The 17,618-nt window shown below is 50.9% G+C and carries 10 protein-coding genes; 7 read left to right on the top strand and 3 right to left on the bottom strand.

The genetic code is table 11. The features are described from left to right. Positions 1-77: 77 nt before the first annotated feature. Genes I6E38_RS00785 through I6E38_RS00775 form a run of 3 tightly spaced genes read right to left on the bottom strand, consistent with a single transcriptional unit; the run spans position 78 to position 5,665 of the window. Positions 78-1,106 (bottom strand): C39 family peptidase, encoded by a 1,029-nt coding sequence (locus tag I6E38_RS00785; protein ID WP_235392189.1) that lies wholly within the window; start codon positions 1,104-1,106, stop codon positions 78-80. An 8-nt stretch (positions 1,107-1,114) separates the two neighbouring features. Further along, a complete protein-coding gene (locus I6E38_RS00780) occupies positions 1,115-2,572 on the bottom strand; it encodes a RagB/SusD family nutrient uptake outer membrane protein (RefSeq protein ID WP_235392188.1) in 1,458 nt (485 codons plus the stop codon). Between the two features lie 12 nt (positions 2,573-2,584). Further along, positions 2,585-5,665 carry a SusC/RagA family TonB-linked outer membrane protein gene (locus I6E38_RS00775; protein WP_235392187.1) on the bottom strand — a complete coding sequence of 1,027 codons (3,081 nt, stop codon included), beginning with the start codon at positions 5,663-5,665 and terminating at the stop codon, positions 2,585-2,587. An 862-nt stretch (positions 5,666-6,527) separates the two neighbouring features. On the opposite strand from I6E38_RS00775, the gene I6E38_RS00770 reads away from it, so the two are divergent. The 7 genes from I6E38_RS00770 to I6E38_RS00740 all read left to right on the top strand — a co-directional run bounded on the left by I6E38_RS00770 (position 6,528) and on the right by I6E38_RS00740 (position 17,608). Next, complete coding sequence (locus I6E38_RS00770) at positions 6,528-7,736, top strand: pyridoxal phosphate-dependent aminotransferase (RefSeq protein ID WP_235392186.1); 1,209 nt, start codon at positions 6,528-6,530, stop codon at positions 7,734-7,736. A 6-nt stretch (positions 7,737-7,742) separates the two neighbouring features. Beyond that, positions 7,743-8,996, top strand: a complete 1,254-nt coding sequence (locus tag I6E38_RS00765; protein WP_235392185.1) for an ABC transporter permease — start codon at positions 7,743-7,745, stop codon at positions 8,994-8,996. Between the two features lie 287 nt (positions 8,997-9,283). Next, positions 9,284-10,945 (top strand): AMP-binding protein, encoded by a 1,662-nt coding sequence (locus tag I6E38_RS00760; protein ID WP_235392184.1) that lies wholly within the window; start codon positions 9,284-9,286, stop codon positions 10,943-10,945. 36 nt (positions 10,946-10,981) lie between these two features. Further along, a complete protein-coding gene (locus I6E38_RS00755) occupies positions 10,982-12,640 on the top strand; it encodes an AMP-binding protein (RefSeq protein ID WP_235392183.1) in 1,659 nt (552 codons plus the stop codon). Between the two features lie 241 nt (positions 12,641-12,881). Next, on the top strand, positions 12,882-15,848 hold the full coding sequence (locus I6E38_RS00750; RefSeq protein WP_235392182.1) for an outer membrane beta-barrel protein: 2,967 nt from the start codon (positions 12,882-12,884) through the stop codon (positions 15,846-15,848). Positions 15,849-16,098: 250 nt separating this feature from the next. Further along, entirely contained in the window at positions 16,099-17,148 is a 1,050-nt protein-coding gene (aroB, locus tag I6E38_RS00745; RefSeq protein WP_235392181.1) for a 3-dehydroquinate synthase, read from the top strand. 25 nt (positions 17,149-17,173) lie between these two features. Next, a complete protein-coding gene (locus I6E38_RS00740; RefSeq protein ID WP_235392180.1) occupies positions 17,174-17,608 on the top strand; it encodes a PaaI family thioesterase in 435 nt (144 codons plus the stop codon). Positions 17,609-17,618: the final 10 nt, after the last annotated feature.

Below are 17,618 nucleotides of genomic sequence, written 5' to 3'. Positions count from 1 at the left end.
CATATACAAAGCTGTTTTTCTAATGGCGGTCATTAGAAAAAGCTTCTTGTCATTTTCTAATGACCGATTTGGGTTTATCAAGAGTATGGCACCACGACAGTCCAGATGTTCCACTTGATACATGTTGCCACTTCTTCGCCGGCATAGTAGCGGTTGGCTCCGCAGTAGGTGCCATCCGAATACTTCTTGTCGAGTCCCCACGGGTCGTGAATCTCAAACCATGTCTTGCCGTTCACTACACGATAGCCCTTGATAAGGAGGAAATGGCCCGAGCCTTCACTATAATATTTATGTGTGTGATACTCCTTCGACACGGCTGTCTGAACGCTGAGGTTGGCGCTGTTGAGGCATACTATGCACAGATTGTTCTGCTCCAGGAGCTGGCGCACCTTATTTATAAAGCCTTCAGTGGTAGCTCCATCGAAGTTCCAGTAGTATGCGTCAACGCCATTACGCTGCAAGTAATTGACAATATCGCGCGGATACCACCACGTGCCACCGTCTATTTCGCTATGCACGGCACTGTTGCGAGTGTCCTCTACGGTGCCCGCAAACTGCGGATTGCGCCACTTCATAGCCATCGTAGCGCATGCCGGACCGCAATTCACATCGGAATAAGGTCCTGTATGCTGCTGTTGCAGATAATAGCCTTGGTCGGAAGTGCCGTTGTTCGACCACCAATAGCTCAGGAAATTGCCCATACCATACCGGGCTGTGTAGTCGTTGTTGGTCACCACAACGTGCCAACGTGTCTTGACCGTATAGTCGGCATTAGACACGGTGTACAATACCATATCGTTGAAGTTCAACGTATTGGCACCGCTTTGCTGCACGACGCGGTTGATAGAAGCCTGCGCACCGTCCGAGACGGTAAACTCCGGCACAAGCGCCGAGCCGTCCGTCACGTCGTCGGGCAGCCTGACGGTAATGGTATGCGTAGCTGCATCGATTGTAGTCTTGGCTTCTTCGTAGCCCTTTATCTTATACGTCACGAAGTCGGTTTGCTGCGGTTGCAGCTCGTCGTCGTCCGAACAGCTCGCCACACACGCCAGCATCACCACCAGCCACACGTACGAGCACAATCTCTTTAATCTTGTCTTTTCCATAACCGTACTTATTCTTTAGTATAACCTTCGTTCTGCTCCATGTCAGGATTGAACGTAAACTCATCACGACTTATAGGCAATACGCACTTATAGTAGTTCCAGTCGATTTCTTCGGGAGCGTTGGGCAGGTGCTTACCGCCTCGGCGTACTATCTTCTTGCCATTGCGCAGAAGGTCGAAATAGCGATGTCCCTCGCCAACGAGTTCCTTGGCACGCTCGTCGAGAACGCGGTCGAGCGTGAACTCTGCGTCGCTTACGGAAGCGTCAGGATTGGCTCTTCTCACGATATCGTTGAGGTAATCGAGTGCCGGCTGGCGCAGTTCGCCACCTGCCTTCAGTCCTGCCTCGGCAGCAATGAGGTAGACTTCCGACAGACGTATTACAGTATAGTTGTTGTCGAACGACGGAGAGTTGTAGCCGTTCTCGCCCGGATACTTCAGCAGTAGATTATAGTACTGGTGGTCGCCACCGTCCTGATAGGTTGCAACGAGCTGGTTGCGCACGTCGGCAGGGTCGCTCTTGAGTTTCTGTGCGAAATCGTCGGTCAGCACAACGGCTGCATATCCCCACCAGTGCAGCATATACGACAGTCCGTCGCGACCTGGATTGGATGTTGCTGTGTTAGAAACCTGGAACAAAGCCTCTGCTCCGAACTTGTTGCCCCATGCATACATGTCGGCATAGTGGGCGTTGTCAACAAGATAGTACAATCCCGTCGACTTCAAGTCGTTGATGAGCATGTCGGCAGTGCCGAACGCTTCCTTGTTCATTCCGCAATACAGATAGGTGCGGGCGAGCAATGCGCGTGCTGCATAGGAATTGAGATGTCCGTCGTTGCGTGAATTTGAGAGCAGCGGAATCGCCTCCTTCAGCTTGTTGATGATATATTCGTAGCACTCTGCCACGCTGCTGCGAGTCGACGTTTCGCCATAGCCTATGGCGTGATCGAGCAACGGCACGCCGGGCGAAGCGCCGTTGTCCTTGGCATAAGGATAGCCATACAGTCGCGTAAGGTCGAAATAGCAGAGGGCTATTGCGGCAAGTGCCTCGCCACGATAGTTGGCAAGTTCGGCTTGCGTAGCGTTCACCTTGCCGTCGTCGATGGCCTTGATGACGTTGAAGGCGTTGCGCACGATGTAGTATGGACGGCCCCACAGTCCGCCGTTGTTGGGCACCGAAGCCGTGTGATCGAAGAAGTAGAAGGAGTAGCCCTGACGTCCTCCCGACCACGATGTGGGCTGCATGCAGTCGCCCTTGATGTCGCCATAGAGGAACATCGACAAATCGTAGTAGTAGACCGACGCCATGAGCGAGTACAATCCGTTGACAGCGTTCTTCACGTCAGACAACGTTGTTATGGCCTCCTTGGTTGTTACCTGGTCAGACGGTGACTTATCGAGGAAGTCGCCTGTGCATGATGACATAAACAGAGCCACCAGCAATGCGGCAAATATGTTTTTCTTCATAGTGTTGCGTTTTTAAAGTCCAATTTCCAAACCGAATGAGAATGTCTTGAGAGGTGGGATTTCAAATCCCACAGTACCCATGAGTTCGGGGTCGTACTGTGTGTACTTGGCCCATGTAAGGAGGTTGCTGCCCGAGAAGTATACGCGTGCACGGCTCAGTCCGAGCTTCTTTATCCACGAGTCGGGAGCGTTGACTCCGAGCACGAGGCTCTTCAGTCGCAGATGGTCGGTGCTGTGTATGCCACGCGACGAGTGCCACCATCCGCCGTAGTTCTGTCCGTAGACATAGCGCGGAATGTCGGTCTTGTCGCCCGGTTTCTGCCAGCGGCGGCGCAGCTCGATACTCTTTGGCGCTGTGGCTGACTTGCCGTCGTCTTGAAGTGCCCACATTGCGTCGTCGTAGCTGTGGCCTCCGAGCGAATAGGTGAAATTGAACATAAGGTCGAAATACTTGTAGCGGAACGTGTTGCCGATGCTTCCGCTTACGGTGGGATAGATGTTCTCCAGCGGCACCATTACCGCTTTGTTGGGGTCGTACACCTTTTCGCGCGAGCGCACTCCGTCCTTCTCGACGTTGGAATAGTACATAGGCAGACCGTTTTCGGGGTCAACGCCGGCATATTCGCGCAGACAGATGGTGCCGAGCGAGTAGCCTTCCTTCACGACGTAGTAGTTGCCGGTGAAGTATTGCGGCACATCGGCGAGCTTGAGCACCTTGTTCTTGTTGTGCGTCATCATGAACGTCGAGGTCCATGTGAAGTCCTTGTGGTCGATATTGGTAGAGCGCACCTCAAGCTCGAATCCCGTATTGCGCATGCGTCCGATGTTGTCCATGATAGAGCCGAAGCCTGTTATCGGGTCGACCATCTTGCTCATGAGCAGATCGCGGGTGTCGCGGGTATACCAGTCGAATGTGATGTTGAGCCGGCGGAACAATGTGAGGTCGAGACCAACGTTGAGTGCGTAGTTCTTTTCCCAGCTGAGCTTGTCGTTGCTGAGCGTGCTTTCCACCATAGCCGGAAGGTCGTTGTACTTGTAGGTTACGTCATACATTCCGTTGTACGAATAGAGCGACGACGGGATATTGCCGTTGACGCCGTAGCTGAGTCGTATCTTGCCGTCGGTGAGCCAGTTCTCACACGACTTGAGGAACTTCTCATGCGAGAAGCGCCATGAGCCAGATATAGCCCAGAAGTTCTCCCATCGGTTGTCGGGATGCAGACGTGACGAACCGTCGCGACGGAAACTTGCCGAGAGATAGTAGCGTGTCTTGTAGTCGTAGTTGGCACGGAACACGTACGAGAGCATAGCATCGCCCGAAATGTAGTTGCCAATCTCTACCGGCGTAGATGCCACGTTGAGCACATTCTTCTTGTCGGTGGCATAGTTCTTTGCCTCGGCAGAGACGTAGTCCTTCTCCCAGTTGTGTATTTCGTAGGCTGCAAGCACGTCGACAGAGTGCTCACCGAACTTGGCGGCGTAGTTGAGTCGGGTGTTGCTGTTGTAGGTAAGGTTCTCCACACGATAGAAGTCGCCCTGTCCGTTGGGGCTTCTGCCGTCGGCACTTTCGGGCGAGAAGTAGCGGAACTCGTTGGTGTTGATATAGTCCACATTGAATACTGTAGACAGTCGCAGACCCTTCAATATGGTGTAGCCAGCCTCAGCCGATGCGAAGGTGCGTGCTATTCGGCTGCGGTGGGTATTTATCTCGTTCTCTTCAACAAGGTTCATGTAGTTGAGTTCCTTGACGCTTTTGTTGTACGATCCGTCCTCGTTGTATATGGGCACCGACGGAGTGAGCGCATACTTGAGCGCGTGCATAGGGTTGCTGTAGTACTGTGCTCCGGGCAGCGGTTTCTCCTTGGTGAGCGAGAAGATGCCGCTCAGAGCGAGGTCGAAGTTCTTGTATTTGTTGTTGACGTTGAGATGGCCGCTGTATCGTTCAAAACCCGAGTTGCGTGCCACGCTCTCCTGGTTGGTATAGTTGAGCGATGCGGCGAAACGTGTGTTCTCGCGGCCGCTCATTACGGAGAAGTCGTAGTTCTGCTGCAACGCTTTTCTGAACAGAGCCTTCTGCCAGTCGGCATAGCCTCCAGCCGGACGCGGGGCGTAATTGTCTATTATCTCCTCGGCATGTTCCTCAGCCCACTCCACAGTCTGACCCGCATCGATATTGGCATTGACAAAACCCTCAAGCACCAGGTTGCGTCGCTCCTCGCCTCCCATTGTCGGGCGGTAGCGATAAGCCATGTCGCTTATGCCGAAGCTAGCCTTGAGATTGTATGTGGTCTTGCCCTGCGCAGCCTTCTTGGTGGTGATGAGCACAACGCCGTTGGCGCCACGTGCACCGTAGAGCGAGGCTGAAGCGGCATCCTTAAGGATTGTCACGTTCTCTATGTCCGACGGATTGAGGGTGCTGAGTATGCCGAAGCCGCCCGAGTTCATGCCGTTCGACGAGAAGTTGCCCGACATGATGGGCACGCCGTCGAGCACATAAAGCGGCTCGTTGGAAGCCGAGAGCGAACCTATACCGCGTATGCGCATGGTAGAATTGGCGCCCGGCGTTCCGTTGCCTGTGCTGATGGCAACGCCCGAGAGGTTGCCTTCCATCATCTGCGCAAGCGAGATTACGGGCAGGTCTTTCTGCTTCTCGACACTCATTACCGATGCCGAACCCGTGTAGGCACCTTTCTTGATGTTGCCATAACCGGTCACAACCACTTCGTTAAGTTCCGAGATGTCGTCGTCGAGCTGTATGGTCTTCATCTGCGTAGAGCCATGAACCGTGATACGATGCGACACCATACGCATACCAATCATGCGGAATTCCAGTTCGTACACTCCGTTTTTGGGTACGGGCAGCGCATATCTGCCGTTGATGTCGGTAAGGCATATTCTGCCAATCGACTTCACCGACACGGTAACGCCCGGCAACGGGTCGCCATTACTATCAGTCACCATACCCTTGATTTGGTAAATCGTCTGTTGCGCTTTCTGCACAGCGAGTACATCGTTTGCCACCTTATTAGCCGAAACACCAACCGGTGCAGCCAACAAAGACGCCACGATACACATCAATACTTTGTCGTTCATAGGCAAGAAATCGTTTATGGTTCGTATTCAAAGAGTTTTCAAACAATAATCTGATTGGCTATCATTAATAACTTGACATAAATCGCATTAAAAATTTGATATAATAGAATCAGAGGTTTGACACGTTCAAAATTACAAAATTAATTGCACAATATAACATAACTTATACGTTATTCTATTAAATTCACATAAAAAGATGTATAAATCTTTCAGTCTGCAAGCTCGTATAGGCTCTACACCTTATTATATTATATATAGTGGCAAAACCATACGAAATCATTCGCCATATTTCTATAATTAAGATTCATCCGAAATATGGAGTGTTATGACTGTTTTCAATGAAGACCTGACTGTAGGAGGTTATGGCGTCCTCGCCATAACCTGAGCAAGCAGCTATGTGAAAAATCAACAATAAGAAAGTGTCGGCAGTCTGCTCAGGCTACGGCGGAGACGCCATAGCCTCCTACTATTTGCATTGCCAATCCACTATGAAACTTGAACTTCAAATATGGTCACCCCAAATGCCAGATGAAGCAAATCCATCGGATTTTCAAAAGGAGTCCTTTTGGCTTGCAAAACGAGTCCTTTTGAGGTGCAAAAGGAGTCCTTTTGATGAGCAAAACGAGTCCTTTTGGAGGGCAAAAGGAGTCCTTTTGAAAAGCACCGGTTATAATACCGTTTTATCGACCTGCAAATACTAACAATATGACATACAATAAACCTACATTATTGGATAATATTACACAATTATCAAAAAGATAATACAGAAAAGCCGTGATTTATCGAAATTTATCGTAACTTTGCATTTAACAAGGCGCATAAGAATGCGCTTAAAACTTAATCATTAAATTAGAGTACAGAAATGCCAGAAATCTCAGTACGCGGACTTGAAATGCCCGAATCGCCAATCCGTAAATTGGCTCCGTTGGCTGCTGCTGCCAAAGAGCGCGGCGTTAAAGTCTACCACCTCAATATTGGCCAGCCCGACCTGCCCACACCGCAGGTAGGACTTGATGCCCTGAAGCACATCGACCGCAAGGTTTTGGAGTATTCTCCATCGGCAGGATACCTCTCGTATCGCCAGAAACTCACCGAATATTACAAGCGATTTAAGATTAATGTCACCGCCGACGACATCATCATCACGGCGGGCGGATCGGAGGCAGTGCTCTTCGCATTCATGTCGTGTCTCAATCCGGGCGACGAGATTATCATCCCTGAGCCAGCCTATGCCAACTACATGGCGTTTGCCATCTCGGCAGGAGCCAAGATTCGCACCATAGCCACTACCATTGAGGAGGGATTCTCGCTGCCTAAGGTGGAGAAGTTTGAGGAGCTTATCAACGAGCACACCCGTGCCATCCTCATCTGCAACCCCAACAACCCTACGGGCTATCTGTACACACGTCGCGAGATGAACCAGATACGCGACCTCGTGAAGAAGTACGACCTCTATCTGTTCTCGGACGAGGTCTATCGCGAATACATCTACACCGGCTCGCCTTACATCTCGGCTTGCCATCTGGAGGGCATCGAGCAGAACGTGATACTCATCGACTCTGTATCGAAGCGCTACTCGGAGTGCGGCATACGTATCGGTGCGCTCATCACCAAGAATGCTGAGGTGCGCGCTGCCGTAATGAAGCTGTGCCAGGCACGTCTTTCGCCTCCATTGTTAGGACAGATTGTAGCCGAAGCATCGCTTGACGCTCCTGAGGACTACTATCGCGACGTATATGAAGAATATGTAGAACGACGCAAATGCCTCATCGACGGACTCAACCGCATACCGGGCGTGTACTCGCCTATACCTATGGGCGCATTCTACACCGTGGCAAAGCTGCCCGTAGACGACTCGGAGAAGTTCTGCCGCTGGTGTCTGGAGGAGTTCAACTACGAAGGCGAGACCATCATGATGGCTCCCGCTGCCGGATTCTATACCACCCCGGGCGTAGGACGCGACGAAGTGCGCATAGCCTACGTGCTGAAGAAGGAAGACCTGGGACGCGCACTCATAGTGCTGCGCAAGGCTCTGGAGGCTTATCCGGGAAGAGTTGTCGCTAAAGAGTAATAAACAATGAACTTTCCTCTTTTTATTGCCCGCCGCATATACTCCGACCATATAGGCGACCAACAGAAGGTGTCGAAACCTGCAATACGCATTGCAGTGGCTGGTGTGGCTATCGGACTGGCGGTGATGATAATAAGCGTGTGCGTGGTGCTGGGATTCAAGCACACCATACGCGACAAGGTGGTTGGATTCGGAAGCCATATCCAGGTAGCCAACTTCTACACTCTGCAATCGTCAGCTATCGACCAACCTATAGCCATAGGCGACTCGATGATGAACGTATTGAAGAAGACAGAGGGCGTGAAGCACGTGCAGCGCTTTGCCATGAAACAAGGCATACTGAAGACCGACAACGACTTTCTGGGCGTGATGTTCAAGGGTGTGGGACCTGAGTTTGACTCTACCTTCATACATAAGAATATGGTGGAGGGCAGCATACCCCACTTCTCCGACCAGCAGAGCACCAACCGCATACTCATATCGAAGGATATGGCGAACAAACTGCGCGTCAAGGCTGGCGACCGAATATTCGCCTACTTCATTGGCGACGGCGGAGTACGAACCCGACGATTCACCATAAGCGGCATATACCAGACCAATCTGGCACAGTATGACAAGACCACCTGCTTCTGCGACCTATACACGGCACGCAAGCTGAACGCTTGGACAGACGACATGGTGACGGGAGCCGAGCTGACCGTGAACGACTTCAAGCAGCTCAGCACCACTGCCAGCGACATCATCAACCGCGTCAACCGCACACAAGACCAGTATGGCAACACGTTCTCGTCAAAGACCATACGCGAGCTGAGCCCACAGATATTCTCATGGCTCGACCTTCTCGACCTCAACGTGTGGATAATACTCGCCATAATGATTGCCGTAGCTGTAGTGACAATGATAAGCGGACTGCTCATCATCATTCTCGAACGCACCACGATGATTGGAGTGCTGAAGGCACTGGGCGCACGCAACTCTACCGTAAGGCACACGTTCCTGTGGTTTGCAGCCTTCATCATAGGCAAGGGACTGCTCATAGGCGACGCGCTGGCACTGGCACTCATACTGCTTCAGAAATTCACCGGATTTGCCAAACTCGACCCGCAGACCTACTACGTCGACGTGGTTCCGGTAGAACTGGACTGGATGCTAATCGTAGCACTCAACGTAGCGACAATGCTCATTGCACTGTTTGTGCTGATAGCGCCAAGCTATCTTGTATCGCACATACATCCTGCAAAATCAATGCGTTACGAATAACGCGAAATATGAGGGTGTATCAAAATAGGAGTAAAAGGAAGTTTGGGCTTCGCCCGAAGTTAACGGAAGTTAGCGGACATATGTATAAATTGCTGAAAATAAAGCATTTGTCTGTTAACTACCATCCATCGTAGATGGATTAACTTCTTCTTAACTTCCTCTAACTCCTATTTTGACACACCCTCTTTTATGTATAAATATTACTACGCAATACTATTTACAGCACAAAAGTTTTGGAAATGTGCAAATAATGACGTACCTTTGCACAAAATTTTGAAGATTGTGCAATGGAGAAAATACCCAGTTTTAACCAATATATAGAGGACAGCGTAATAAAGTTTTGGGATAAGGACGCTTTTACCGACTACAAAGGAGCAACACTGCAATACCACGATGTAGCACGAAAAATAGAAAAGCTACACATCATGTTCGAGAACAGCGGTGTGAAGCGTGGCGACAAGATAGCCCTGTGCGGACGCAACAGCAGCCACTGGGCTGTGGCTTTTCTCGCCACTCTGACATACGGCGCTATTGCCGTACCGGTACAGAACGAGTTCACACCAGAACAGATACACAATATCGTTAATCACAGCGAGTCGAAACTGCTGTTTGTTGGCGACGTGGTATGCACACAAGTCAACCCAGACATGATGCCGGCACTCGAAGGCATCGTCTACCTGCCCGACTTCTCCATCGTCATCTCACGCAGCGAGCAACTGACATTTGCACGCGAACACCTGAACGAGATATTCGGCAAGCGATACCCTAAGTACTTCCGCAAGGAACACATCAGTTACTATAAGGAGCAAAGCCCCGAAGAGCTGGCTATGATCAACTATACCAGCGGCACAACGGGCTTCTCTAAGGGCGTAATGCTGCCATACCGTGCACTGTGGGGCAACCTCGACTACGTGCTGAAATGTCTTTCGCCCAACGTAAAACCCGGCTCCAATCTGGTGAGCATTCTGCCAATGGCCCACATGTACGGACTGGCTGTGGAATTCCTCTTCGGATTCATCAACGGATGCCACCTGTACTTCCTCAACCGTATGCCGTCGCCGTCGCTCATTGCCGAGGCGTTTGCCGAGGTGAAGCCCCGACTCATCGTGGCTGTACCGCTCGTTGTTGAGAAGATAATACGCCGTAAGGTGCTGGCTGAGGTGCAGACCAACCGCATGAAGCTGCTCCTGAACATGCCGATAATCAACAAGAAGATAAAGCAGCACATACGCGACCGCATAATGGAGGCATTCGGCGGCAACGCATACGAGATAATAGTAGGTGGAGCACCGCTCAATCAGGGCATCGAGGAATTCCTCAACAGCGTGGGAGTGCCTATCACTATAGGATACGGCACCACCGAGACGGCTCCGCTCATCACCTTCGCCAATTACGACAAATACAAGATTGCTTCGTGCGGACCTGCTGTTGAACACATGGAGGTGAAGGTAGTAAGCCCCGACCCTGCCAACGTGCCCGGCGAACTCATAGCCAAGGGCATGAACGTGATGCTCGGCTACTACAAGAACGAGGAAGCCACAAACGCCGTACTCGACAAAGACGGATGGTTTCACACCGGCGACCTCGCCACAATGGCACCAAGCGGACACATATACATAAAAGGACGAATCAAGAACATGCTCCTCGGAGCCAACGGACAGAACGTATATCCGGAGGAGATAGAAGACAAACTCAACAATATGCCGCTCGTCGGCGAAAGCATAATAATACAGCGCGACACCAAGCTCATCGCTCTCGTGCACCCTGAAATAGAGGACAAGGAGGCTATGGACTTCGACGACGACGACGTGAAGGGAATAATGGACGAAAACCTTAAGACCCTCAACAACCAGCTGCCGCCTTTCTGTAAGATAGCGGCTATAGAAATACAGAAAGAGGAATTCCAGAAAACTGCCAAAAAGAGCATCAAGCGATACCTCTACAAATAAAGCCTAAAACACCTCACAATGATAAACAAACAAAAAATGGAAATACCGAGTTTTAACGCTCTTATCGAACAGAGCATCATCACCAATTGGGACAAGGATGCCCTGACCGACTTTAAGGGGGCCACTCTGCAATATCACGACGTGGCACGCAAAATAGAGAAACTGCACATCATGTTCGAAAGCAGTGGCGTAGTGAAAGGCGACAAGATTGCTCTGTGCGGTCGCAACAGTTCAAACTGGGCTGTTGCATTCCTTGCTACACTCACCTACGGAGCCGTTGCAGTACCTATATTGCACGAATTTACTGCTGACCAGATTCACAACATCGTCAATCACAGCGAAGCCAAGCTGCTCTTCGTGGGCGACTATGTAGCTACCGTCATCGACCAGACAAAGATGCCCGACCTCGAAGGCATCATCTACATACCCGACTACTCGCTCGTAGTGTCGCGCACCGACAAACTCACATACGCACGCGAACACCTCAACGAGATGTTCGGCAAGAAATACCCCAAGTATTTCCGCAAGGAGCACGTACACTACTATAAGGAGCAGAGTCCCGACGAGTTGGCTCTCATCAACTACACCAGTGGAACGACAGGCTTCTCAAAGGGCGTAATGATTCCTTACCGCGCTATGTGGAGCAACTACGACTTCGCTATCTCGGTATTAGGCAATATCATCAAAAAGGGCGACAATGTAATCAGCATCCTGCCTATGGCTCACATGTACGGCATGGCATTCGAGTTTATGTTCGAATTCCTGTTTGGTTGCCATGTGTTCTACCTCACCCGCATACCATCGCCAGCCATCATCGCTGCAGCATTCGCCGAGGTCAAGCCAGCCATAATCATCGCTGTGCCTCTCATTATCGAGAAGATCATCCGCAAGAAGGTATTCCCCAAGATACAGAACAACCGCATGCGCATCCTGCTGAACATGCCTATCGTGAGCAAGAAGGTGAACGAGAAGATAAAGGAGCAGGTTGTGAAGGCTTTCGGTGGAAACTTCTACGAAATCATTGTTGGCGGTGCCGCCTTCAATCAGGAAGTGGAGCAGTTCCTCAAGCGCATCGGATTCCCCTACACCGTAGGCTACGGCGCTACTGAGTGTGCCCCTATCATCTGCTACGCCGACCACAAAGACTTTGTGCCGGGTTCATGCGGCAAGCCAGTAGTACATATGGAGGTGAAGATAGACAGTCCGGATCCGGCAAATGTTCCGGGCGAGATATTGGCACGCGGACTCAACGTGATGCTGGGCTACTACAAGAACGAGGAGGCTACAGCCTCAACTCTCGACAAAGACGGATGGTATCACACCGGCGACCTCGGACTGATGGACGAAGACGGCAACGTATTCATCAAGGGACGCTCTAAGAACATGCTGCTCGGAGCTTCAGGTCAGAACATCTACCCGGAGGAAATAGAGGACAAGCTCAACTCATTGGCTATGGTGAACGAGTCAGTTGTAGTGCAGCGCGGCGAGAAACTCGTAGGTCTTGTATATCCAGACTTCGACGAAGCCGACACAATGCGCCTCAACGAAGCCGATCTTGAGAAGATAATGGAGCAGAACCGTCAGGAACTCAACGCTGACCAACCACCCTACTGCCGTCTGTCGGCTATAGAGATTGTGAAGGAAGAGTTTGAAAAGACACCGAAAAAGAGTATCAAGCGATACCTGTACAAATAAAACAAGACTCCTATAAAACAAGGATATAACAACAAAAACAACATTGTTATGCAATGATATTTATGTATAACAATGTTGTTTTTGTTGTTTTTTTGTTGCTTCCGTTTTTACTTTCTACATTTTTTTGTTTCTATATAATTAAACCACAAAGCCATACAAACGTCATAAAACACGTAAATAGTTTTTCTGTTTAGTCTGAAATTCACAAAAATATATACACCAACAAGAAAATAACAACAGAATGAAAAAGATTGTCTTCTTGCTCCTACTTATGCTCTGCGCATTGGGAGCGGCAGCCCAAGACCGCAAAATCACGGGTACGCTGACCGACAAAGACACTCACGAGCGTATGGAGCAGGCAGCCGTACAACTGCTGCGCCAGGACAGTTCGTATGTCAAAGGAAGCGTGACCGATGCCAATGGAGCATTCAGCATTACCGCTCCAAACAACGGAAAGTACATACTGAAGTTCTCCAACGTGGGATACAAGACCCTCTACCGCAACGTGAATGTAAGCAACGACAACAACGTGGACGTTGGAAACATTGTGTTCGCATCGTCGGCTATAGCCCTGAAGGGAACCACCGTGACCGCTAACGCAGCCAAGGTGACGCTCAAGAAGGACACCTTCATATACAATGCTACGGCTTTCCGCACTCCTGAAGGTTCGACCATCGAAGAACTGGTGAAGCGTCTACCGGGAGCTCAGGTGGGCGACGACGGCAAGATTACCATCAATGGTAAGGAGGTGAAGAAGATTAAGGTGGACGGAAAGGAATTTATGGTGGGCGACACCAAGACTGCCATGAAGAATCTGCCTACAAACATCGTAAACCGTATCAAGGCTTACGACGAGAAGAGCGACCTCTCACGCGTTACGGGTATCGACGACGGCAACGAGCAGACCGTGCTCGACTTCGGACTGAAACCTGGCATGAACAAGGGCATGTTCTCCAACGCCGACCTTGCATACGGAACACACGACCGGTTTGCCGAACGCCTTATGGGTGCCTACTTCAACTCGAAGATACGCGTAATGGGATTCGGCTCGCTCAACAATACCAACGACATGGGATTCGGACGCGGCTCGTTCGGACGCGGACGCAACGGTCTGAACACATCAAAAATGGTGGGCACCAACTTCAACTTCGACAACGGCAAGACATTCTCGTGGGACGGCTCGGTGCGATGGAACCATCGTAACGGCAACACACAATCGAAGTCGTCATCAGAGAACTTCGTGAGTTCGTCGAAGTCGTTTGCCAATTCGCTCAACCAGCAGTTCTCGCGCAGCAACTCATGGAATGCACAGATGCGATTCGAGTGGAAACCTGACACGATGACCAACATCATGTTCCGCCCGTCGATGAGTCTGTCGTCAAGCGACGGACGCTCGGCTTCCACCTCAGCACAGTTCAACGACGACCCATACTCGTACACCGACGACCCACTCTCTGACAAAGGCATCAGCACAATGGCAGAAGCCGGCAAGATGGTGAACACATCAAAGTCAAACTCGATAAGCTACAGCGACAACAAGCAGTTTGGCGGTATGCTGCAATTAAACCGCAAACTGGGCAACCGCGGACGCAACGTGACGCTGCGCGGCGACTTCAGCTATAAGGACGGCGACAGCAAGTCGCTATCTACCAACAACGTCCATCTATATCAGATAAAGATGAAGGACAACCCTCTGGCTGACTCTACATATCAGACCAACCGCTACAACGTGACGCCGACCAAGACGTACAGCTACAGCGTACAGACTACATACAGCGAGCCGTTGTGGAAGGCTACGTTCCTACAGATGAGCTATCAGTTCAAGTACTCGTACAGCAAGAGCGACCGTGCTACATACGACTTCTCCAACCTTGGCGAGAACTTCTTCGGCTCGCTCACACCGCAATACCGCCAGTGGGACAGCTACTTGAATCTGCTCGACAAGCCCTACACCGAATACGAGGACAAGTCGCTGAGCCGCTACTCTGAATATAAGAACTATACGCACGACATCGACCTGATGTTCCGCATGCTACGACAGAAGTATCAGCTCAACGTAGGTGTGAAAGTGCAGCCACAGACATCAAAGTTCATACAGGACTATCAGGGCAAATACGTAGACACCGTGCGCACCGTGACCAACATCACGCCGACACTCGACTTCCGCTACCGATTCTCGAAGGTGAGCAGACTGCGCATAAACTACCGAGGCTCTACATCGCAGCCGTCAATGACCGACCTGCTCGACATCACCGACGACAGCGATCCGCTCAACATCAGCAAGGGTAACCCCGGACTGAAGCCTTCGTTCACCAACAATCTGCGCGCCGAATACAACAACTACATCGAGAAACACCAGATGTCGATAATGACAAGCGTCAACTACTCCAACACGCGCAACTCCATCGGCTACAAGGTGACGTACGACGAGAAGACCGGCGGACGCATCAGCCGACCGGAGAACATCAACGGCAACTGGAACGCTTCGGGCATGTTCATATTCAATATGGCTATCGACACCACGGGCTACTGGAACATCAACACATTCACCAACGTCGACTACCAGAACCGTGTTGGCTATCTGTCGCTCAACCGCAACGCCGACTCGCAGCGCAACGTGACAAAATCGACATCAGTAAGCGAGCGTCTCGCAATGAGTTTCCGCAACTCATGGCTCGAAGTGGAGCTCGACGGCTCGATGGACTATATGCACGCACGCAACAACCTGCAGACGCAGAGCAATCTCGACACATGGCAGTTTGCATACGGCGGAACCATCAACCTGACCGCGCCGTGGGGCACAAGCCTATCGACCGACATTCACCAGAACTCACGCCGAGGCTATTCAGACAAGTCGATGAACACCAACGAGCTGATATGGAACGCCCAGCTGTCGCAGGGATTCATGCGCGGACGTGCACTCACCATCTCGCTACAGTTCTACGACATACTCAAGAATCAGAGCAACTTCTCGCGCACCGTGTCGGCAATGAGCCGCAGCGACGTGGAGTATAACTCTATCAACAGCTACGCAATGCTGCACGTCATCTACCGTCTCAACCTCTTCGGAGGCAAGCAGGCACGACGCGGCGGACCTGACGGACCAGGCAACCGCCGCCCTGGATATGGACGCCCACCAATGGGAGGCGGCAATCCGCACGGAGGAGGCGGACGTATGCCGATGATGCGAATGGGAAGACCATTTTAAGCTTTAATTAATTGAGAGTTGAGAGTTGAGAGTTATGAAATGTATTGATTCTATATATCATCATCAGTAATCATAACTTTCAACTCTCAATTCTCAACTCTCAACATTAATTTCTCAACTATCAACTTTAAAAACTCATTAGCATGAGTTTTTAAAGTTGTCCTTTTTTTATTTATATGACACTTTATTCAAGTTTTTTACTTAAATTTGTACTTGAATAAACAGTATACGAAAAAACACGTTGAGCCTTATGAAACAGAAAGTAGTAATTTCGGGAAACCTCGAGCGCGACCTTGTGAGCGCTATATCAGAATGTGAGCACGACCGCATATTCGTACTTACCGACGAAACGACACAACAGCTGTGCTGGCCAAAGATAAAGAACTTCAAGGCACTGAAAGACTGCACCCCAATAATAATAAAAGCCACCGACACACACAAGAACCTCGACACACAGGCAGAGGTGTGGCAGGCACTGAGCAACGGAGGAGCCACACGCCACTCGCTGATGATAAATCTCGGAGGCGGAATGGTGACCGACCTCGGAGGCTTTGCAGCAAGCACATTCAAGCGCGGCATCGACTTCATCAATATACCCACTACGCTCCTGGCAATGGTCGACGCTTCAGTGGGAGGCAAGACAGGCATCAACTTCGGTGGACTGAAGAATGAAATCGGCGTGTTCTCCGACAGCCGCTTCGTCATCATCAACACACAATTCCTTGACACACTCGACCACGACAACATCTGCTCGGGCTATGCCGAGATGCTCAAGCACGGACTCATCTCCGACGAACGCACATGGGCAGAACTGGTGACATTCGACCTTGAACACCCCGACCTCAGCCAGCTGCAACGCATGGTGGCAGAATCCATCAAGGTGAAAGAGCGCATCGTCGAAGCCGACCCACACGAGCACGGCATACGCAAGGCACTGAACCTGGGCCATACTATGGGCCACGCCTTCGAATCGTTTGCCATGCGACGCGGCACACCGATACTGCACGGATACGCAGTGGCATACGGACTCATCAGCGAACTGTACATGAGCGCACGCAAGACGGCTTTCCCCACCGACCGCATGCACCAGACCGTACGCTTCATACGCGAAAACTACGGCACACTCAACATAACATGCGACGACTACCCGACACTCATCGAGCTGATGCACCACGACAAGAAGAACACGTCGGGCATCATCAACTTCACTCTGTTGGGCAACGTGGGCGACATACGCATAAACCAAACTGCCAACGAAGAAGAAATAAAGGAAGCTCTCGACTTCTTCCGCGAAGGATAGAGCATCAATTATAAAAAAACAAGATATGGACATAGAAAGAATTAAAGAGATACGACTGAAACAAGACGGACTGTCGAACACGCTCGGCATGGAGTTTCTGTCGACACCCGACCCCGACACCTGTCAGGCACGAATGAAGGTGGACAGCCGCAACCGTCAGGTATTCGGATTTCTCAGCGGTGGCGCCACACTGGCACTGGCCGAGAACCTTGCCGGTGTAGGCTCAATGACCTTGTGCCCCAACAACATCTGCGTGGGCATCAACGTCAGCGGAAGCCACGTCAAGGCGGTGCGCGAAGGCGACACCGTCACAGCCACTGCACGCATCCTGCACAAAGGAAAGACGCTGCACCAGTGGCACATCGAAATATGTAACGGAGCCGGCGAACTCATCTCGTCGGTAGAGATAACCAACTTTGTAATGAAAGGCAAGGATGTGGGCAAGCCCCAAAAAGAATAGCACCCACAAT

The sequence above is a fragment of the Leyella stercorea genome (genome assembly GCF_021531355.1).
Classification (GTDB): domain Bacteria; phylum Bacteroidota; class Bacteroidia; order Bacteroidales; family Bacteroidaceae; genus Prevotella.
Note: the sequence above shows the minus strand (reverse complement) of the source record. Positions and strands in the feature narration are given on the sequence as shown.